Source organism: Enterococcus sp. DIV2371 (assembly GCF_050498525.1).
Taxonomy (GTDB): Bacteria; Bacillota; Bacilli; order Lactobacillales; family Enterococcaceae; genus Enterococcus_B; species Enterococcus_B mangumiae.
On the sequence record NZ_JBIPAJ010000001.1, the window covers coordinates 2,867,330 to 2,886,906 of the forward strand.

General features: G+C 39.5%; 21 protein-coding genes and 1 other RNA gene. 6 read left to right on the top strand and 16 right to left on the bottom strand.

Annotated features, from left to right (window positions below):
- Positions 1-23: 23 nt before the first annotated feature.
- The 6 genes from dtd to IGL24_RS13515 all read right to left on the bottom strand — a co-directional run bounded on the left by dtd (position 24) and on the right by IGL24_RS13515 (position 5,783).
- Positions 24-470 (bottom strand): D-aminoacyl-tRNA deacylase, encoded by a 447-nt coding sequence (dtd, locus tag IGL24_RS13490; protein ID WP_207700133.1) that lies wholly within the window; start codon positions 468-470, stop codon positions 24-26.
- A gap of 11 nt (positions 471-481) precedes the next feature.
- A complete protein-coding gene (locus IGL24_RS13495; RefSeq protein WP_207115825.1) occupies positions 482-2,695 on the bottom strand; it encodes a RelA/SpoT family protein in 2,214 nt (737 codons plus the stop codon).
- A 237-nt stretch (positions 2,696-2,932) separates the two neighbouring features.
- On the bottom strand, positions 2,933-3,697 hold the full coding sequence (locus tag IGL24_RS13500; RefSeq protein WP_207115826.1) for a 16S rRNA (uracil(1498)-N(3))-methyltransferase: 765 nt from the start codon (positions 3,695-3,697) through the stop codon (positions 2,933-2,935).
- A complete protein-coding gene (gene prmA / locus IGL24_RS13505; RefSeq protein ID WP_207700132.1) occupies positions 3,698-4,645 on the bottom strand; it encodes a 50S ribosomal protein L11 methyltransferase in 948 nt (315 codons plus the stop codon).
- 12 nt (positions 4,646-4,657) lie between these two features.
- Complete coding sequence (locus IGL24_RS13510) at positions 4,658-5,146, bottom strand: DUF3013 family protein (RefSeq protein WP_207700131.1); 489 nt, start codon at positions 5,144-5,146, stop codon at positions 4,658-4,660.
- Positions 5,115-5,783: a DNA-3-methyladenine glycosylase gene (locus tag IGL24_RS13515; protein ID WP_207115828.1), complete on the bottom strand. Its 669-nt coding sequence runs from the start codon at positions 5,781-5,783 to the stop codon at positions 5,115-5,117. Before IGL24_RS13515 ends, IGL24_RS13510 begins: the two co-directional genes overlap by 32 nt.
- 206 nt (positions 5,784-5,989) lie before the next feature.
- Between IGL24_RS13515 and IGL24_RS13520 the strand changes: the two genes are divergently transcribed.
- The 4 genes from IGL24_RS13520 (at position 5,990) to IGL24_RS13535 (ending at position 8,468) form a co-directional block, all read left to right on the top strand.
- Positions 5,990-7,270, top strand: a complete 1,281-nt coding sequence (locus tag IGL24_RS13520) for a replication-associated recombination protein A (protein ID WP_207700130.1) — start codon at positions 5,990-5,992, stop codon at positions 7,268-7,270.
- Between the two features lie 77 nt (positions 7,271-7,347).
- A non-coding RNA gene (gene ssrS / locus IGL24_RS13525) (6S RNA) lies at positions 7,348-7,542 on the top strand.
- A gap of 93 nt (positions 7,543-7,635) precedes the next feature.
- On the top strand, positions 7,636-7,923 hold the full coding sequence (locus IGL24_RS13530) for a hypothetical protein (protein ID WP_206856312.1): 288 nt from the start codon (positions 7,636-7,638) through the stop codon (positions 7,921-7,923).
- Between the two features lie 71 nt (positions 7,924-7,994).
- A complete protein-coding gene (locus IGL24_RS13535; protein ID WP_206856310.1) occupies positions 7,995-8,468 on the top strand; it encodes a universal stress protein in 474 nt (157 codons plus the stop codon).
- Positions 8,469-8,517: 49 nt separating this feature from the next.
- On the opposite strand, the gene IGL24_RS13540 is transcribed toward IGL24_RS13535, so the two are convergent.
- A complete protein-coding gene (locus IGL24_RS13540) occupies positions 8,518-10,470 on the bottom strand; it encodes a sucrose-specific PTS transporter subunit IIBC (RefSeq protein ID WP_206856308.1) in 1,953 nt (650 codons plus the stop codon).
- 234 nt (positions 10,471-10,704) lie between these two features.
- Here IGL24_RS13540 and IGL24_RS13545 point away from each other — a divergent pair, with 234 nt between their 5' ends.
- Both IGL24_RS13545 and IGL24_RS13550 read left to right on the top strand, forming a co-directional pair.
- On the top strand, positions 10,705-12,183 hold the full coding sequence (locus IGL24_RS13545; protein ID WP_207115831.1) for a sucrose-6-phosphate hydrolase: 1,479 nt from the start codon (positions 10,705-10,707) through the stop codon (positions 12,181-12,183).
- A 12-nt stretch (positions 12,184-12,195) separates the two neighbouring features.
- Positions 12,196-13,179, top strand: coding sequence for a LacI family DNA-binding transcriptional regulator (locus tag IGL24_RS13550; RefSeq protein WP_207115832.1), 984 nt, complete (start codon positions 12,196-12,198; stop codon positions 13,177-13,179).
- Positions 13,180-13,441: 262 nt separating this feature from the next.
- Here IGL24_RS13550 and IGL24_RS13555 read toward each other — a convergent pair whose 3' ends face one another.
- The 9 genes from IGL24_RS13555 to comGA form a co-directional block, all read right to left on the bottom strand.
- Entirely contained in the window at positions 13,442-14,623 is a 1,182-nt protein-coding gene (locus IGL24_RS13555; protein ID WP_206859398.1) for an acetate/propionate family kinase, read from the bottom strand.
- A gap of 24 nt (positions 14,624-14,647) precedes the next feature.
- Positions 14,648-15,655 (bottom strand): class I SAM-dependent methyltransferase, encoded by a 1,008-nt coding sequence (locus tag IGL24_RS13560; RefSeq protein WP_206859390.1) that lies wholly within the window; start codon positions 15,653-15,655, stop codon positions 14,648-14,650.
- A 171-nt stretch (positions 15,656-15,826) separates the two neighbouring features.
- The gene (gene comGG / locus IGL24_RS13565) at positions 15,827-16,183 is read right to left on the bottom strand and encodes a competence type IV pilus minor pilin ComGG (protein WP_206859388.1); all 357 of its coding nucleotides are present in this window, start codon (positions 16,181-16,183) and stop codon (positions 15,827-15,829) included.
- Positions 16,155-16,580 (bottom strand): competence type IV pilus minor pilin ComGF, encoded by a 426-nt coding sequence (comGF, locus tag IGL24_RS13570; RefSeq protein WP_277990901.1) that lies wholly within the window; start codon positions 16,578-16,580, stop codon positions 16,155-16,157. The genes comGG and comGF overlap by 29 nt, the downstream gene beginning before the upstream one ends.
- Positions 16,564-16,848 carry a hypothetical protein gene (locus IGL24_RS13575; protein WP_242542628.1) on the bottom strand — a complete coding sequence of 95 codons (285 nt, stop codon included), beginning with the start codon at positions 16,846-16,848 and terminating at the stop codon, positions 16,564-16,566. The genes comGF and IGL24_RS13575 overlap by 17 nt, the downstream gene beginning before the upstream one ends.
- A 7-nt stretch (positions 16,849-16,855) precedes the next feature.
- On the bottom strand, positions 16,856-17,323 hold the full coding sequence (comGD, locus tag IGL24_RS13580) for a competence type IV pilus minor pilin ComGD (protein ID WP_207115833.1): 468 nt from the start codon (positions 17,321-17,323) through the stop codon (positions 16,856-16,858).
- Positions 17,304-17,585 (bottom strand): competence type IV pilus major pilin ComGC, encoded by a 282-nt coding sequence (comGC, locus tag IGL24_RS13585; RefSeq protein ID WP_206859383.1) that lies wholly within the window; start codon positions 17,583-17,585, stop codon positions 17,304-17,306. The genes comGD and comGC overlap by 20 nt, the downstream gene beginning before the upstream one ends.
- Positions 17,582-18,631 (bottom strand): competence type IV pilus assembly protein ComGB, encoded by a 1,050-nt coding sequence (gene comGB, locus IGL24_RS13590; RefSeq protein ID WP_207115834.1) that lies wholly within the window; start codon positions 18,629-18,631, stop codon positions 17,582-17,584. Before comGB ends, comGC begins: the two co-directional genes overlap by 4 nt.
- A complete protein-coding gene (comGA, locus tag IGL24_RS13595) occupies positions 18,588-19,511 on the bottom strand; it encodes a competence type IV pilus ATPase ComGA (RefSeq protein WP_207115835.1) in 924 nt (307 codons plus the stop codon). Before comGA ends, comGB begins: the two co-directional genes overlap by 44 nt.
- Between the last annotated feature and the right edge of the window lie 66 nt (positions 19,512-19,577).

Below are 19,577 nucleotides of genomic sequence, written 5' to 3' on the forward strand. Positions count from 1 at the left end.
CAGGCTTGTTCTTTTTATAAAAATCATTTGTTTTGAGAATCGATGATGATCGTCACTGGCCCATCATTGACCAGAGACACAGCCATATCTGCGCCAAATTCGCCTGTTTCCACTGTGATTCCTCGTTGTCTTAGCCCATCATTAAAGGCTTCGTATAAAGAAATCGCTGTTTCCGGGCGAGCCGCTGCGATAAAACTTGGGCGATTGCCCTTTTTTGTATCTGCAAAAAGCGTGAACTGAGAAATACTCAACAGCGCACCTTTGACATCTTCAATACTTAGATTCATTTTCCCTTGTTCATCTTCAAAAATACGCATCTGGGCGATTTTTTTGATCAGATAATCCACATCTGTTTGCGTATCTGTTTCATGAACACCTAGTAAAATCAACAAACCATGATTGATACGACCAACTTCCTGCTCATCGATCGATACAGCCGCTTGACTTACTCGTTGGATCACTGCGCGCAAAATTCTACCTCCTAGCCATTCATCCGGCGTACACTGTATACATCCGGTACGGTCTTGATTTTATCGACAATACTTTTTAGGTGAGACAAGTTCCGTATCCCTACTGTTAAATGGATCGTTGCCATTTTGTCTTTATTCGTTCGTGCCTCAACACTGTTCAGATTTTTAGTCATGGCATTCACCGTCTGCAAGACGTCATTTAACATGCCTGAACGATTGTAGCCATAGATTTCCAAATCAGCATCATACTCTTTGTTCGTATTTGAAGTGTCTTCCCATTCCACGTCAATCAAACGTTCTTCCACATTTGGCTTATCTGGTTGGACATTTGGACAGTCTTTACGGTGGATCGAAATCCCACGTCCTTTTGTAATGTAGCCCACAATATCATCACCTGGAACAGGATTACAACAACGGCTGATTCGGATCAACAAGTTCTCAACGCCTTGGATGACCACGCCACCTTCATGACGAACCTTCATTTTTTCAGGCTCTTTTTTAGGTTGGTTCATCAGCTCTTCTGCTTCTTGTTTTTGTTGCTCGATTTTTTGTTCTTTTCGCTCTTTTTCAGTCAATCGATTGGCCATCGTCAATGGACTCACTTCGCCATAACCGATCGCAGCATACATGTCTTCTTCTGTTTGGAAATTCAAACGTTCTAATGCTTCATTTAATTTGCTTTTCGAAAGGATCTCCTTCGGTACAAAGCCAAGATCTGTAATACACTTCACTAAAGCTTCATGACCTTTTGTCACATTCTCGTCTCGATCTTGTCCTTTGAAGAAACGCTTGATTTTATTTCTAGCTTTACTTGTAGCGACTAACTTCAACCAATCTCGACTTGGCCCAAATGAATTTGGAGATGTCAAGATTTCGATAATATCGCCATTTTTCAATTTGTAATCTAATTGGACCATTTTCCCGTTGATTTTAGCACCAGTCGTCTTGTTTCCAATATCTGTATGGATGCTATAAGCAAAGTCTAGCGGTCCTGAACCTTTTGGAAGCTCAGTGACATCGCCTTTTGGAGTGAATACATAGACTTTATCGCTAAAGATATCGCCTTTCACACCTTCCATGAATTCTGAAGCATCGTAACTTTCATCTTGCAATTCGATGATTTCATGGAACCAACTTAACTGCTTCGTCATCCCATCTGGTTCAACTTTATCGCCTTTACCTTCTTTATACGCCCAGTGAGCAGCAACCCCGAACTCGGCGATTTCATGCATTTCCTGTGTACGAATCTGGATTTCGACAGGATTGCCTGCAGGTCCGATGACAGTCGTATGCAAAGATTGGTACATATTCGCTTTAGGCATGGCAATATAATCTTTGAACCTACCTGGCATTGGTTTCCATTTCGTATGGATCGCCCCTAGCACCGCATAACAGTCTTTGATCGAATCAACAATGACCCGAATTGCAAGTAGATCGTAAATTTCATTGAACTGCTTTTTTTGGTCTTTCATCTTTCTGTAAATGGAATAAATGTGCTTTGGACGGCCGTAGATTTCCGCAAAAATCCCTAATTCTTCCGTAGCTAAACGAATATCCTCAACAGTTCCGCTGATATAGTTTTCACGTTCTTCTCGTTTTGTCTGCATCAAGTGAACGATTCGGTAGTATTGCTTTGGATTAAGATAACGCAATGCCGTATCTTCTAACTCCCATTTGATTCGACTGATCCCTAAACGATGCGCAAGCGGTGCATAGATCTCTAAGGTTTCTTGTGCAATGCGTCGCTGTTTGTCTTCTCGCAAATGTTTCAACGTACGCATGTTATGTAAACGATCGGCTAATTTCACCATGATTACACGTAAATCTTGAGCCATAGCTAGTAACATTTTACGATGATTTTCTGCTAATTGTTCTTCGTGGGATTTGTATTTGATTTTACCTAACTTCGTCACACCATCAACTAACATTGCGACATCATTTCCAAAGGCTTCTTTTAAGTCGTCTAAGGTCACTTCTGTATCTTCTACTACATCATGTAAAAAACCTGTTGCCACTGTATGGGGGTCCATCCGTAAGTCTGCAAGAATGCCTGCAACTTGGATTGGATGGATGATATAAGGTTCCCCTGATTTGCGAAACTGTCCTTCATGTGCAGCCGTCGCATAGTCACACGCTTTTTGCACGAAAGCAACATGCTCAGGGCCCATGTATTGGCTAACCATCTTAATGACAGCAGGTCCCGTCAATATTTCTTCTTTTGGCATGGGAAACATCCCCCTTTCTACTAATTGATCAAATCATGAAACGATCTTTATCGTGAAAATCCTCTTTTTCCTTTACGGATCAGGATTAAATAATTGTTCTTATTATACCGATTGTCTTAGTGTTTTTCAATTCCTTCTCAACTAGGAATGAGCCGCTCACTCTTTTGTAATCGGTCAAAAAATTGAAAATAGTTCTTCGTTCATTTATGCGTAAAATCTTTTTTGATTGTCGCGCACTTATTTTTCTTGTGAGGCTTGTAGTTCTAATTGAAAACTCGCCGCACTTAACAAATACAATGGCGCAGTTTCCGTTCGTAGGATTCTTGGACCTAGACCACAAAGAATACCACCTTGTTCTTCGAAATAGGCAACTTCTTTTGCGGAAAGTCCGCCTTCTGGTCCAAACACTGCGAGGATTCGAGTACCTGGCATAACAGATTGGAGTATCTTCACTAAATTAGCAGCTTCTCCTTGTTTTGCTGATTCTTCATACGCAATCAAAAGGACATCATAAGAAGTGAGACTAGCATAAAATTCTTTCTCTGTTTCCATCAATGTCACTTGCGGTACCACTTGCCGATGCGACTGTTCCGCCGCTTCTTGCGCAATCTTAGCTAACCGTTCTTGGCGCTTCTTCCGTTTTTTTGCATCCCATTTCACGACAGAAGCAGCAGCAGGGAATCCTACAAACGCATGAGCGCCTAATTCCGTCCCTTTTTGTACGATCCAATCTAACTTGTCCCCTTTAGGATAACCGCTAGCAATCGTGATGTTACATGGCAATTCTTTTTGAACACTCTCTTTTGCCACTTCGACTAAGAAGACTTCTTTTTCGGTCATTTCAGTGATTTCCGCAACGATCGCGATTTGGTCGTTAAATGCTAAATAGACGTGATCTTTCGCTGCCATTCGCATGACTCTTGCCATATGATGATAGGCTTCGCCTTCTAATACATAACGTTCTTGTGGGCGATAAGGTTCATCTAGAAAATATCGTTGCATTTAATCCACCTCAGGTTTTTTTAGCATAATAGCATACCAATCTTTTTGTTGGAACACTTGATCAACGACAAACCCTTGTTCTTCCATCGCCGCAAGAACCATCTCTTTTTTCTCTTCAATGATTCCAGAAACGATCAATGTGCCGGTTTGTTTGAGTAAACGCCACGCATCAGGGATCATCAATAAAATGATATCTGCCAGAATATTGGCCACGATCACATCACTTTCGATCTCGATTCCTTTCAATAGATCATTTGCTGCCACATGGACGTCTTTTGCTACTTCATTTAGATCCATATTTTCTTTCGCTGAACGAACCGCTACTTCATCCAGATCATAGGCGTAGACCTCTTTTGCCCCAAGATGTTTCGCTGCAATACTCAACACCCCTGAACCTGTCCCAACATCTAAAAGCGTTTCTCCGCCGCGTAAAGTCGACTCCAAGGCTTGTAGTGTCAAAGAAGTTGTTGGGTGTGTACCCGTACCAAATGCCATCCCTGGATCTAATGTGATGATTTTTTCTAATGGATCATTTGTTTGATAACTTTCCCAACTTGGTACGACAGTTAGTAGACGTGTGATCCGTACCGGATGATAATATTTTTTCCAAGCAGTTGCCCAATTGCTTTCTTCCACTTCGCTTACTGTGACGATGTTCTTGCCGATCGCTAAACCAAACTCTGGCAATTTTGTAACACGCTCTTTGATAAAAGGCAATACTTCTGGTAAAAAGATCGTTTCTGGAAAATAAGCCATGACAATGGCCCCTTCTTCGATCGTTGTAAAATCTTCTTTTGTTAAGATTTCCCCATAAGGATCAGATTTAAAGTTTTCGACATCTAATGAATCTTCGATTGCGACACCACTCGCACCTGCTTCCATTAAAATGTTTGCGACTGCTTCGACTGCTTCACTTGCCGTCTCGATTTTGACTTCATTCCATTTCATATACGTTGCTCCTTAATAGCTAGGATAAGGCAAATATACCTCTTTACCATTTTGTTGTTTTTCTTCGACTAAACGTGCGAATACATGGTTGTCCCATTTCAATTCAAAGACAGCTGAATCGTCTTCTGCATCTAAAAAATCTAACAGATTACTTTGACCTTGTGCTAAAACATCATTCAGGTAGTCGATCAATGCATCGGCTACGGAAGTAGTTAACCCTTTCTTACCTTCATAAGGAATCGCCGCCAGATAATCTTGCTCATCAAATGTTGATTTATCTGGGTTGAATAACAAGACACCATCTTCAAATTCAATAATATCTTCCTCTGAGACAACACCTTCGGCATCATCTAGTTCAAAGTGCGCTTGATTTTCCGCAAATAAACGGACAACGACTTCGATCGTATGGTTTTTTGTATCCCAATCTAACGCCACATCATAGTCTGTGATTTTCTTTTCGATTGCTGCATCAAGATAGTCCAATATGGTTGTTTTCTTCATTTTGTTTCCTCCAACCCCAGTCTTCATCGACTTGGTTCTTTTTTTGTAACGAAAGATATGGATTTCCAGCAACTACAAACCGCAGAGGCATTTCCGTCCATTCTCCTTTATTCGGTATACCGATCCTTGGTAACGCTAAGATTTTTTTTGGTGTCCGTTTTTTCTCAAAAACGAACCGCAACGAGCTATCACGAATCGACTGTCCATATAACTCTGGTGATAGACCTAAAGCCGCTACTAGCTTCCCCGGTCCATTACTAATCTCAGGACCTGCCTTCCCTTTGCGATTCAGACTCATTTGCTCAATCCCTTCCACCGGCTCGATCGCACGGATCATCACTCCTTGTGGTACTCCTTCAGGTTGTGTGATGATATTTAAGATCAAGTGGGTGTGCATCGTGTACAGATAAATCGTTCCTGGTTCTTCATACATGGCACGCACTCGAGGCGTACGCCGCATTCCATAACTATGAGCGGCCAAATCTTCCGGTCCTAAATAAGCTTCTGCATCTACGATATATCCACCTAAGTGTCCATTTGGCGTGTCATATTCCAAATACATTCCTAATAGATCTTTCGCAACTTCAGCCGTTGTTTTATTTAATAAAAGTTCATCTAATTGTTTTTGATTTGTCATTTGCTTCACCACCTTTATCATACACAATATTAGTCAAAGAAGCTATGAAAAAAGCGGGTCAACAAGTTGACGATTTCCGTTGCTAAACTAGCGAAAACTATTTCTAGTTTCTTTCCATATTCTGACTAATCTCCCGCCTTCATCGACCCTTTATCCTACGAAATATGTTATAATAAACGAACGAAAAATCCAAAGGAGGCAAACTGATGCAACAACCATTAGCCTATCGGATGCGTCCGAAAAATATCGATGAAGTCGTTGGCCAGCGCCATTTAGTTGGTGACAGTAAGATCATTCGCCGCATGGTTGATGCAGAAATGTTATCTTCCATGATTTTATATGGTCCCCCCGGCACAGGGAAAACCAGTATCGCTAGTGCGATTGCTGGCTCGACTAATTTTGCCTTTCGGATGTTGAATGCAGCGACTGACTCAAAAAAAGATCTGCAAGTCGTCGCTGAAGAAGCTAGAATGAGCGGTACGGTCATTCTTTTACTTGATGAAGTTCATCGCCTAGATAAAACAAAGCAAGATTTCTTGCTGCCACATTTGGAAAATGGCCGAATCATCTTGATCGGTGCAACGACTGAAAATCCGTATATCACAATCAACCCTGCGATTCGCAGTCGAACACAGATTTTTGAAGTAAAACCCTTAGACGAAGAAGATATCCAATCAGCGATTCATCGCGCCTTGTCCGACAAAGAAAATGGCTTAGGTGAAACGCCGATCGAATTAGACGATAATGCCATGCTCCATTTATCTCGTGCAACTAACGGTGATTTAAGAAGCGCACTCAATGGGTTAGAGCTTGCTGTCCGTTCCACTAAAAAGCAAGAAGACGGCACGATCCATCTGACACTCTCCATTATTGAAGAATGCATCCAGCGAAAAGCCTTAACCCATGATAAAAATGGTGATGCCCATTACGATGTCATTTCCGCATTTCAAAAATCCATTCGTGGGAGTGATGTCGATGCGGCACTACACTACTTGGCGCGATTAGTCGAAGCTGGCGATTTAGCAAGTATTTGTCGACGTTTGATGGTGATTGGGTATGAAGATATTGGTTTAGGCAATCCTGCTGCTGCGGCTCGAACGGTTAACGCTGTTCTAGCTGCCGAACGTTTAGGTTTGCCAGAAGGACGCATTCCTTTAGCAGATGCCGTCGTCGATTTATGTCTTTCGCCAAAATCCAATTCTGCTTACATTGCATTGGATACAGCAATCGCAGACATCCGAGCAGGGAAAGCAGGCGAAGTACCTGATCATTTGAAAGACAGTCATTATCAAGGTGCTAAGGCATTGAATCGAGGCGTAGGCTATCAATACCCGCATAACTACGAAAATGCATGGGTCGATCAACAGTATTTACCAGAAAAATTGAAACATACACAGTATTATCAACCAAAAAATACAGGGAAATATGAACAAGCATTAGGCCAACAATATCAGCGAATCAAAGAATGGCAGAAAAAGTCTAAATAACCACTGTCACTGAAAGCGCTCAAAATTAATGAGCGCTCGCATTGCTCTTTTTGAAACCATGTGCTACTATAGAAGTGGGAAATCTGTGATGTTCGAATTGTCCTCTTTGTGTGTTGACCGAACATTTTTATTGATATCTTGGGACCTGTCTTGTGTCACAGCTGGTAACATGCCTTATCATTTGGTAGTTCAATGCGACGACCATGGGACCCACCTGCTTGAATTCGCGGGATCAATACTACAGGACAAACAACGGCATTAACGGAGATTACCATTTTTTTTAACTTTTAAGAGGCAGTACCGATTCGTCGGTACTGCCTCTTTTATGGTATGATTAGCTTTAGAAAAAAATAGGAGTGAATACGATGATTCGTTTATTGATGGCGATTGCCGCCTTATTGCTATTATTTGTCAGTTATTATTTATTCAAAAAACAACCAATCTTTTTTGTTCTTATCGAGCAGAATAAAAAGAATCAAGATTTTCTTCGGATTTTCGGATCGATCTATGCATTTTTAGGACTATTAGGACTCGTTGTCGTGGGCATCAACCACCGTTTTTTTGCATTGCTTTACTTGGTCATCGTGATCGTTGTCGCCTCTGTCTTCAGTATAGGATTTGCCAAAAAAATGACGAAACCTGACAGTAAATAATTCTCATTTTTTTTAAATTGCTTTACAATAGAATTGTAACCCACGTATCTTTTATAAAGGAGTGAATGCCGATGTTACAACAGTATAGAAAAATCATGGTAGCGGTCGACGGCTCTGCCGAAGCCGAATTAGCGTTTAAAAAAGCAGTAAACGTTGCTTTAAGAAATAACAGTGAGCTTTTATTAGCTCATGTCATTGACACACGATCTTTTCAAACCGTTTCATCCTTTGATGGCATGTTAGCGGAACAAGCAACTGAAATGGCAAAGCAAACACTAGCCGATTATGAAATGAAAGCAAAAAAAGCTGGCTTACCTCAAGTAACAACTGTGATTGAATACGGATCGCCGAAACATATCATCGCTAAAGAAATCCCTGAAGAAAAAGAAGTAGATTTGATTCTTTTAGGTGCAACTGGACTTAATGCCGTAGAACGTCTGTTTATCGGTTCTGTTTCAGAATATGTCATCCGTAACGCAACATGTGATGTCCTAGTCGTACGCACGAACTTAGAAAACCAATTACCGAAAAAAGAAGATAAGTGATTGTTTAGCAAAAAGCATTGAGAAATAAAGATTTCTCAATGCTTTTTTATTAGTCAACTACTACCTTGGGACTCAGCATGAGCAATCTTTCTTTGCTATCTACTGTGCCTTCTGCAATAGGAGTAATTGATTCATACGATAACGAATTGGTAATAATCACCATTACCGTATCATCATAGCCGGCTTGCTTGATCTTTTGCCGATCAAAACGTCCTAACACCTGGCCTTTCTTCACCTTGTCCCCTACCTGAAATTCTGTCGAAAATCCTTGACCATTTAATTCAACTGTATCAATACCGACATGGATCAAAATTTCTCCGCCAGTATCTGTTGTCAAACCATAAGCATGTTGCGATTCATAAACAACTGTCAATTCACCATCAGCCGGTGCATAGATAACCCCCTCCGACGGTTTGATTGCTACTCCTTTTCCCATCATTTCTTGAGAAAACACAGGGTCATTTACTGCTTGCAGAGGTACAATCTCACCAGAAACAGGAGCTACGATGACCTCTTCGACTACTTGTTCATTTTCTTTGGTAACAGTCGGTTTATCAGTTGCTGTTTCCTGTTCTTCATCAGCAAACAGATATGTGTGTTTTTTTCCATAAAAATACGTCGTAGTAAAACCAACAAGTAAACTAATTAGGATTCCCACCATAAAAAAAGGAATTTGATTAGGTGTAATTGAAATAAATCCGATGACACTGGCAGGACCTAATGCAATAGCCAGTACATGGAAAAACCCGATGAACATGGAAGAAACACCTGCTGCAATCATTCCACAAATAAAAGGAAACTTTAATTTAAGATTGACACCAAAAATTGCTGGTTCTGTAATTCCTAATAAAGCTGAGATACTAGCTGAAGTAGCTAAACTTTTTTGCTTTGCATTTTTAGTCAATAACATGATTGCAAGCGTTGCTGCACCTTGCCCCACATTCGCCATTGAAGCAACTGGGAAAATAAACGTTCCCCCCGTGCGAGCCACATCAGCCAATAAAGATGTTTCAATCGCTGGAAAACTTTGATGAAGACCAGTGATCACTATTGGTGAATAGAATAAACCAAAAATGCCTAAGCCAACTGCCCCAGTTGTTTGGTACAACCAACTCAATCCTGCTGTTAAGCTATCTCCAACTGTTTGCATCACTGGACCAACCACAACAAATGTCAAAAAACCGGTAATAATAATGGCTAGCATCGGTGTAAATGTATAATCAAATGCGTTAAGTAACCGTTTATGGAAAAATTTTTCTAAAGTTGCTAAAATCCACGAAACTGCTAAAACCGGTAAAACTGATCCTTGATACCCTGCTTGAGCAATGTTTAAGCCAAAAATATTCCAATACGGCATTGTTCCTTCTGCCACAGCATTTGCTACACTGTATCCGTTAACTAGTTCTGGCATGACCATTGCCATTGCCATCGCTGCCCCTAAATAAGGATTACCGCCAAATCTTCGGGTCGCTGAAAAACCCACTAAGATTGGGAGAAATGCGAATGGTGCAGAAGCTAATAAATTAATAATACCAGTCACATCTTTCAATCCGGGATAAAGCTCAATGACTGATTGAGGACCAAATAAATCTTGTGCAGTCAAAACATTATTGATTGCCATTAGTAACCCGCCAGCAACTAAAGCAGGAACAATTGGGACGAAAATATCCGATAATACTTTGATCAAAGCCATGAAAGGATTTGTTTTCTGTCCTGATTGTGCTACCGCTTTCAAATCAGCAGTCGAAGCCTCTTTTGTACCTGTCAGCTGTATCAGCTCATCATAAACATTGTTCACATCACCTGCACCTATAATAATTTGAAATTGATGATTCGCTTCAAAGGTCCCCTTTACTTCATCAATAGCATCCAATGCCTTTTGATTTACTTTTGTTTGATCTTTTAATACTAAACGCAAACGTGTTGCACAATGTGCTGCTGCTTGAATATTGTTTTCTCCGAGTGCATCAACAATTTCTTTTGCTACTTTTTTATAATCCATTTTTATCCTCCCTTGTATGATCTAAAAATAAAATCTTTTTTGTAACCGCTTTTTATAGGAAGAGTATGTCACGACTTACGAAAAATGTCAAACGTTTATCAATTTTATTTTTCTTTTTTTGCCTTAATATAAATAATAAATAGAAATATAAATAATCAACAAATGATATACGTTTGACATTTCAGGTATTTGGGGCTATCCTATGAAAGAATACGTTTACAAGGAGTTGTACTTATGAATAACAATTTTAACTGGACACGTCAACTACGTTATCAAGCTTATGAAGCATGGCCTCAAGATTATCAAACAATATTAAAGGAACAAATAGTTCGTTCTCCTTGGCGTTTGGATTACCACATTCAACCACCTACTGGTCTATTGAATGATCCAAATGGCTTTTCTTTCTTTAATGGCAAATGGCACTTATTTTATCAAACTTACCCGATGGGAGCAGTTCATGGCTTAAAGTCTTGGTATCACTTGACTTCTGAAAATTTAGTGGACTGGCATGAAGAAGGATTGAAGCTTCTACCAAGTACTCCATTTGATAGTCATGGCGTCTATTCCGGTTCAGCACTTCCGGTTAACGACAAATTATTTTTGGCCTATACAGGAAATGTCCGTGATGAAAATTGGACACGCACTTCGTATCAGTTAGGGGCATGGATGCAACCTGATGGAGAAATCGTAAAATTAACCAACCCGCTGATTTCTGAGCCACCTTTCGGCTATACACAAGAATTTCGAGATCCTCAAGTGATTTTTTTTAAAAATGAATATTTGTTATTGATAGGTGCACAAAATCAAAACGAACAAGGAGAAATTTTAGTTTATCGTAGTCCTGATTTAGACACTTGGTCTTACGCAGGTCCTTTACAGTTTACTCAACAATCAATGGGATTTATGATTGAGTGCCCGAATTTAGTATTCATTGTCGGAAAACCACTATTACTCTTTTGCCCACAAGGCTTAGTACATTCTAGTTTGGACTATCAAAATATTTATCCGAATACTTACGTCATTGGAGAAGCCTATGACATTGAAACGAATCAGCTAACGCGACCTTCAGACCTTAAAAATCTTGACGAAGGCTTTGATCTTTATGCTACTCAAGCATTCAACGCTCCTGATGGTCGTGCCTTGGCTATTAGTTGGATTGGGTTACCTGAAATCAATTATCCGACTGACTCATTCGGTTGGGCCCATTGTCTTAGCATCGTTAAAGAGTTGACAATTGAACATGGGATTCTTCATCAAAGACCCGTCAAAGAAATGAAGCAATTACGCATTGATTCGCCGATTTTCTTAAACCAATCAACCTCAAAGATTGACGCTGGACAGAATCGCTACGAACTCAATTTAGATTTTAAAGAGAACCAAACTGGAGAGATTTATTTGTGCAGTGATTCTACGCAAAATAACGGTTTTATCCTCTCTTTCGATCGCAGTCATGGTAAAATGAAAATAGATCGTAGCTTATCAGGAGAAGTATTTGCAGAAGACTTTGGTGTGACAAGGGAATTTACAATTACGCAAGAACCTTTGTCTTTACAAATCTTTGTCGATACTTCCGTAGTCGAAATCTTTGTCAATGACGGTAAACAAACGGCTAGTGCCCGCATTTTCCCTTCAAGTGAACAAACCACACTCTGGATTGAATGTGATGAAGCCTTCTCAGGGTCGCTTTGGAAGTTACGTAAAATGAATGAATAGAGGATAAGTTAAATGGTTGTTAAATTAACCGATGTAGCCAAAAAGGCTGGAGTCTCGCCGACCACTGTATCACGTGTCATCAATAACTACGGCTCATTGAGCCAAAAAACAATCGATAAAGTGAATCAAGCAATGAAAGAATTGAATTATCAACCTAATTCGTTGGCTCGCTCTCTTCAAGGAAAAAACACCCAATTGATTGGCTTGATTTTTCCTACAGTCGCTAACCCTTTCTTTGGTGAATTAGTCGAACAATTAGAAAGTAAGCTATTTGACCTAGGATATCGTTCAATACTATGTGATAGTGCAAACAATAAAGAAAAAGAACGGAACTACCTCAATATGTTAGCTGCAAATAAAGTCGATGGTATCCTTGCTGGAGCACATAATCTGGGGATCCAAGAATACGAAAATATCGAACTGCCCATCGTCTCCTTCGACCGCTATTTGGCAGAAGGAATTCCAATTATCAGTAGTGACAATTTACGTGGTGGGTACTTAGCTACTGAAAACCTTTATTTAAAAGGCGCTAGAAACATTGCCATCCTAACTGGCTCACAAGAATCAAATTCGCCTACCAATCAACGACTGAACGGATATTTGGCATTTATGGAAGAATTTCAATTAGAACCGCACGTTTTTCATTTTCATTCCACTGCCCGTTCAACTGCTTTAAAAAATTTAGAAATCAAACGCATTTTAGAAATGGAAACAATTGATGCTCTGTTTTGTACAGATGATTTAACCGCTATTTTAGCCTACAATCTCTGCCAAGAGTTACACATCAAAATTCCTGAAGAAATAAAAATCATCGGGTACGATGGAACAAAAATGATCCAAAATTATTTTCCCCAACTCTCAACGATCGCACAACCAATTACAGATATTGCTGATATTTTAGTCGATTTATTGCTCCAACGTATCCAAGATCCGGAAAAAGCACTTGAATCCAATTATGTATTACCAGTAAAATTGATCCAAGGCAGCACGACATGAGATAATCAGCTATTTGAGCGAACGTTGCTCGACTTCGCTCTTATTTACGAAGAAGCTATTTCTGGAACACTATTTATACGATTTTAGAGAATGTGGGAAAAAGGAATGACCTATAACGTACGTACTCCAACAAAAACCCACACAAAAAAAGAGCTGGACAATGTCCAACTCTTTTTTTAAACCCTTTATGTTAATCTGGCTAATTTCTTACCGTTAGCCAAATCACATGAAAAAATCCATTACTTCTTTATTTTGAAGCAACTTAACGCAAGCGCTCTACGTCACGTGCAATCATTAATTCTTCATCTGTTGGGATAACTAATACTTTGACTTTTGAGTCTTTTGTTGAGATATCTAACTCTTCGCCACGTAGTTTGTTCAATTCTGGGTCGATTTCACAGCCAAACCATGTCATACCTTTGATGACTTCGTTACGAACATGACCGTCGTTTTCTCCAATACCAGCAGTAAAGACGATTGCATCGACACCGTTCATTGTTGTTACGTAACCACCGATATATTTACGGATACGGTCAACGAACACATCATAGGCTAAACGGATTTCTTCTTTATCATAGTTATTTTCAAGGTCACGCATATCGCTAGATAGATTTGTTAACCCTAAAAGACCAGATTTTTTGTTTAAGATATCAACCATCTCATTGATATCGATTGATAATTTTTCCATTAGATAAGGTAAGATCGCTGGATCGATATCACCAGAACGAGTACCCATCGTTACACCTGCTAATGGCGTGAAGCCCATTGATGTGTCGACAGATTTTCCACCGTCAACGGCAGTGATCGAAGCGCCATTACCTAAATGACAAGTGATGATTTTCAAGTCTTCGATCGGTTTACCTAACATATCAGCTGCACGTTCAGAAACGTAGCGATGACTTGTTCCGTGGAAACCATATTTTCTCACTTTAAAATCTTCGTAGTAAGCCATTGGTAAGCTGTATAAATAATTATGTTTTGGCATAGTCGCATGGAAAGAAGTGTCAAAGACAGCTACACTTTGGATATCTGGCAAGATTTTCTTGAATGCTTTGATTCCCATCAAGTTTGCAGGATTGTGCAATGGCGCAAATTCTGCTAATTCTTCGATGCGTGTCATTACTTCTTCGTCGATGACTACAGAGTCACCATAAGTTTCTCCACCATGAACAACACGATGTCCAACACCTGTGATTTCATCGTATGCGCCTAAGATATTTAATTCGATCAATTGATCCAATAACATTTTCACAGCAATTTCATGATCATCAATATCCAAGATTTGTTCAAATTTTTGACCTTCACCATACTTGATTGTAAAAATTGAATCATTTAGACCAATTCTTTCAACGATTCCCTTAGCGATTACAGTTTCTTCTGGCATTTGATATAATTGCCATTTTAAACTTGAACTTCCAGCATTGATTGCAATTGTTTTTGACATGTTACTCTCCTTTTTAGTGAATGATTATAACGAAGACGATTTCCAGTTTTCAAATTCTCTGAAAAACTTCGTCACCTTCTCTGGTTCTTTTAGTGAATCAAGTTTAACAAGCAATACCTCTTTGACTTGCTTTGCCTGTTCTCCTTTTTTCTGTAAAATCAAAATACTTTTTTGCGATTGCTTATTTCGGAACAATTCATCAGGTAATTGGATCATTCCTTGAAGATAGCCTTCTTCTTTAAACCATTTTTTTATGTGGTCGCTTTGCTCTGTTTCCAAGAAATTGCTTGGCATCAAGAATAAACCGAATCCATCTGGCTTGACGTATTTCATTGCCTGTTCCAGTAACAGATGATGCGCGTAACTATGGCCTTCTGTTGCGCTGGTCAAAAAGTCTTTTGCTTTTTGATCATTCGGGTAAAATCCGACTGGCAGATCACTGATAGCGACATCGACTGGCTCGATCAATAAATCTTGTAACCCATCTTGATGGAAATACTGAACATTCGCTTGTGTCAACTCACTTGTAGAAGCGGCGACAGACAATAGCGTATCATCGATATCCACACCAAAACCTTCTGTTTGGTATCCGGCAATCTTTAGGTTTAAAAGAACTGTTAATAACAAATTGCCCATACCTGCTGAAATATCTAAGACACCGATTTTTTCTTTATGATCCGAGAATAGTTGCTCGATCAAGAAAACAAACAAGAAACCAATACTATCTGGTGTCAATTGATGGTTGGCTTGCAAGTGTTCCGTCTGACTGCCCTTTAACAAAAGAAGCTGAGATAAACGACGCCATTCTTCCGGTTCAAAAGACAACTCACTCAATTTTTGATAAAGTTTTGAGATCTGTTCAGCTGTCTGTTCATTTGGTACGCCATCTACCACACGTACTTGATAGTTGTCTCGTAAATTTTCGGCATTTTCAACATAAGCTTCTAAAAAAGAAGTTCCCAATGCATTTTGTAAAAGCTGAATAGCTTCCAGGTTTTGCTCAAACCCTTGTTCCATTTTTTCTGGTAACATCGTGCGCCTCATTTCTAGATATATTATAACAATTATTTTACCTGTTTAATTCTAACGAACAATTGCCAAAATTTCAATCGTTTTCATCCTTTTTCTTTGTGAAATTGCGAACATTCAACACCGCAAAAACAGCTGTATTATAGAAAAGAGGGATTACTGCTTTGTAATCCCCTAATCTGTAGTATTTTCTGTACTAGCGCTCCTATTTTCTCTAAATTCAAATTGGAAAGGTGAGACAGTTACCACTAATTCCACTTGTTCCTGTGTTACTTTATACTGGACTGTACCTACATTGTAATCATACTCCCCTTTGCTCTGCTCCTTCAACTGATCGGCTTCCATCAGAAACATTTGCTTGATGATTTTTGCTTGATAATATTTTTTGATACGTACATAGCTGTCTATCTTTAGACGATAACTTTCGAGGAATCCATGCATGAGGAATACACACAACAAAAATAGAGCCAAGGTCGAAAATAGAACATTTCCTCTCAATTGCTTATGTTTTTGGTTTTGTCCAAATACCATACCTAGTTTCTCCATTCATAAATTCGACATGCAGAGAAATCATTTGATCCTCTTCTTTGAAACGCACTCGTTCGACACCAGTCAGCATCGGTTGATGTCCACCAGCAGTTCCACGTTTTCTGATCATTTGCTGATAGCCTTCAATGATGAACGTTCTCTCATTTTCATAATACAAGCGATCCCCCACGAGCGAAACACGTTGACTAGAAGCAAGCTCATTTTCGAATTGAGTTAAGAAAATCAACCATTCTGTTTGTTCGTCTTTTTGTAAGAATGTATTCATCTTCTCAGTTTGCCGGATAAATAAACCAAATGATAAAAGTATCGCATTTAAGACAAGTAAGGCGATCAAGCATTCAATCATCGTAAACGCAGCTAGTCTAGTTCTTCCGTTCAAATTCGATCACTTCGTTTCCATTATTGATTGAGATCTTGTTTATTCTCTGATCTTGCCTATTTATTACTGTAGTCTCTTGGTTCCATTCCACTGGTCTTTTTGGCAACTCTCCATGCAGACGATAGTTTCTCACATCTTCATACAACGTCCGTAACAGAAGTATTTCTCGATCCTTTGTTTTTTCTTGTTGGATCAAAAATAAATTCCCAGAACTCATAATATAAATACTCATTGCTGTGATCATCAATGCTGTTAATGATTCTAGCAATACAAAGCTAGCTAGATTGGACTTTTTTGATATAACGACCACCCCCTAATTGGAATTGATAAATGATTCTTTGCTGCTTTTCTACCCAATAAAATTCATATGCCTTCAATGAACTTTCATTGCCAGTATTTGCAGCGTAAGTGATCATGGCATGACGCTCGACAGTCAACGTCTCAGGTATCGGTACCACTTGCCATTCCATGGACGAGTAAGCAGGGACATCAAATAAAAGACTGTGTCGGATCGGATCATAGTAAAAACGGGTAGCTTGTTGATGGATGATCGCGCTCTGTTGTGCCAGATCGATCCGTTTTTCTAACTGATCAAAAAAACGTTGGGTCGACTGCTCGTGTTCTAAAGAGCGGAAAGATAAGACAGGAAAGACAAAGAAAGACAGGGAGAGGACCAAAACGGTGATTGTTTCTACCAAAGTATACGCTTCAGCGCTGTGCTTTTTAGTTTTTGCGATATGCATCGGCATGTTCCTGTTTGATGTAGCCCTCTCGTAAAAGCTCATCAATACTTGGAACCTTTCCGTCATTTTGTAGTGCGTATAATTCACTTTGCGCATCGATCAGTTGCATGACTGCTTCACGTCCTTCCTTGTTGACATGGTCACGATAACGAGAAATATTTGGGATAAACAATAAAACCAGCGCACTGATAACTAACAAGACGATCAACATCTCTATCAGAGTAAAACTTTTTAGGCGAGCCACTCTTTTTTTGATTTTCATAGTAGAACCTCCTCGATATTTCCATATACTGGTAATAAAATGGCTGCATAAATCAACAGAATCAATGCAGCGATCCCTAAGAAAAGAACTGGTTGGATCCAATGTAACCAACGATGGATCTTTTGAAAAAATTCTTTACGTGTGATTTCACTGTAAAACAGTAATTCCTTACCTAAATTTCCTTTTGCTTCCCCTTGTAGCACGATACGACTGAATTCTGTCGTCAAAAAAGAGTATTGTTCAAATTGTTGCGCCAACGGAATACCTACTTCGAGTCCTTGCATCAACTGATACGCTAAAGACTGGACTAAACTTCCCTCTTTTGTTTCCTTTAAGCAACGTATGATTTGTTTCAAATCAAGTCCTTCATAAAAAAGTTTTCCTATTTCTAGTGCCAGATAGGCCGACTGATAAGAGCGATAGAGCCTTCCGATCGCCCATTGTTTACTGATCCACTCACTTCGTTTGATGGCTTCCCAGTTTTTCAAGCGGAAAAAAATCGCAGATCCACATAAAAAGCAACTACCAAAAACGCCCAAGAACAGCCAATGACTCGATTGAAGCAAGTAAATTCCCCAATGTGTCGTTGATACCATCTCAGTTTGAAGCAATTGAGGCAAGACTAACTCCCGTAGACTGACAAAGATACCTAGTAAAAAAATAAGTAATAGAAGTGGATAGCTGATGACCTTCTTTAGTTCTTTACGGAATGTTTCAACTAGTCGAAATTGCTCGGCGATCCCTTTTAAAGTCTCCACCAAATTTCCATGGATTTCTGCCAATTCTACCTGGACGAGTTGCTCTTGTTTAAACCCCAATTGCTGTAAAACAGAGTGAAAGGATTCGCCAGCTTGCAGATTCTTTTTGGCGAAATGGATATAGACTTGTGGCACTAGCTGAAGCAAATCCACTAAATCCAGTGCTTGTTGTAAGCTGAAACCATTTGACAATAGTTCACCAATGGTTTGGATAAAACGCGCTTGTTGCTTAGGAGGCATTTTTTTAAAATGGATGGGATTGCCAGACACTCTTTTGCGCCTCTTCATAACTAGACCTCCATTCTTTTTTGATTTCACTACCAGAGAAATAATAGGACCACAATGCTGTAGGGTGACCATTGAAATCAGGCAATAGCTCTTGATAGATGACTCCGGCTAAACATTCGTCAAAAGCATCATTTTTCGTTAATTCCTTCATTCGTGCCAATGTTCCATGCAGATCTCGGGCATGAACGGTGGCAAACACTCGATGTCCTGTCAAGGCTGCTCGGATCGCTGCATCTGCTGTCTTTTTATCCCTGATTTCACCAACGATCAATAAATCAGGGCGATGGCGTAGAGCAAGTTTTAACAACTGATCATAAGTCTGATCAATTTTCTCATTCACTTGTAACTGCAAAAACAAAGGCTCTTCAATTTCTACTGGGTCTTCGATCGTGATCACTTGTTCCTCGTTCCTACGAGCAAGGTGATACATCAGCGAAGTTTTCCCCGAACCGACCGGCCCACTAAACAAAAACAACCCCCGATCGATCGTACTGCGTTCAATGATTTGCAAGTCTTCGGCAATGAAGCAACGAAATTGTTTCTCACTCAATGCGTAAAGTAAGCGGATGACCAAACTTTCTCTTTGTAAATAATCCCCTACTGATGAGAGTCTTAACCTGATTTTTTGCTGACCCAATAAATAAGTAAGTGAGCCTAATTGCGCTTTTCTTTTTTCACCAATATCCATTTGTCCTAGATATTTGAAACTAGCAATCAATTGCTGGCCAGCTTCAAGAGAAAGTGCGCGCTGAAATGTTCGGCTTTTACCTATTCGAAAGTAAACCTTGAAATCTTCTGGAAATGGTAAGATATAGATATCTTGTACTTTATTTTTAGTCCCTCCATGGATGATCTCGTTTGCTAAATCTTTTATCTTCATCTCTCTCCCTCCAAAAAAATATACGTCTTTTTCAAATAAATCGTTTATTTTTACAAAATTTAATGA

Coding starts and splice junctions, on each gene's coding strand:
- IGL24_RS13495 (WP_207115825.1), bottom strand. CDS start 2,695: ATGCCAAAAGAAGAAATATTGACGGGACCTGCTGTCATTAAGATGGTT.
- IGL24_RS13500 (WP_207115826.1), bottom strand. CDS start 3,697: ATGCAACGATATTTTCTAGATGAACCTTATCGCCCACAAGAACGTTAT.
- prmA (WP_207700132.1), bottom strand. CDS start 4,645: ATGAAATGGAATGAAGTCAAAATCGAGACGGCAAGTGAAGCAGTCGAA.
- IGL24_RS13510 (WP_207700131.1), bottom strand. CDS start 5,146: ATGAAGAAAACAACCATATTGGACTATCTTGATGCAGCAATCGAAAAG.
- IGL24_RS13515 (WP_207115828.1), bottom strand. CDS start 5,783: ATGACAAATCAAAAACAATTAGATGAACTTTTATTAAATAAAACAACG.
- IGL24_RS13520 (WP_207700130.1), top strand. CDS start 5,990: ATGCAACAACCATTAGCCTATCGGATGCGTCCGAAAAATATCGATGAA.
- IGL24_RS13530 (WP_206856312.1), top strand. CDS start 7,636: ATGATTCGTTTATTGATGGCGATTGCCGCCTTATTGCTATTATTTGTC.
- IGL24_RS13535 (WP_206856310.1), top strand. CDS start 7,995: ATGTTACAACAGTATAGAAAAATCATGGTAGCGGTCGACGGCTCTGCC.
- IGL24_RS13540 (WP_206856308.1), bottom strand. CDS start 10,470: ATGGATTATAAAAAAGTAGCAAAAGAAATTGTTGATGCACTCGGAGAA.
- IGL24_RS13545 (WP_207115831.1), top strand. CDS start 10,705: ATGAATAACAATTTTAACTGGACACGTCAACTACGTTATCAAGCTTAT.
- IGL24_RS13550 (WP_207115832.1), top strand. CDS start 12,196: ATGGTTGTTAAATTAACCGATGTAGCCAAAAAGGCTGGAGTCTCGCCG.
- IGL24_RS13555 (WP_206859398.1), bottom strand. CDS start 14,623: ATGTCAAAAACAATTGCAATCAATGCTGGAAGTTCAAGTTTAAAATGG.
- IGL24_RS13560 (WP_206859390.1), bottom strand. CDS start 15,655: ATGTTACCAGAAAAAATGGAACAAGGGTTTGAGCAAAACCTGGAAGCT.
- comGG (WP_206859388.1), bottom strand. CDS start 16,183: ATGGTATTTGGACAAAACCAAAAACATAAGCAATTGAGAGGAAATGTT.
- comGD (WP_207115833.1), bottom strand. CDS start 17,323: ATGCATATCGCAAAAACTAAAAAGCACAGCGCTGAAGCGTATACTTTG.
- comGC (WP_206859383.1), bottom strand. CDS start 17,585: ATGAAAATCAAAAAAAGAGTGGCTCGCCTAAAAAGTTTTACTCTGATA.
- comGB (WP_207115834.1), bottom strand. CDS start 18,631: ATGAAGAGGCGCAAAAGAGTGTCTGGCAATCCCATCCATTTTAAAAAA.
- comGA (WP_207115835.1), bottom strand. CDS start 19,511: ATGAAGATAAAAGATTTAGCAAACGAGATCATCCATGGAGGGACTAAA.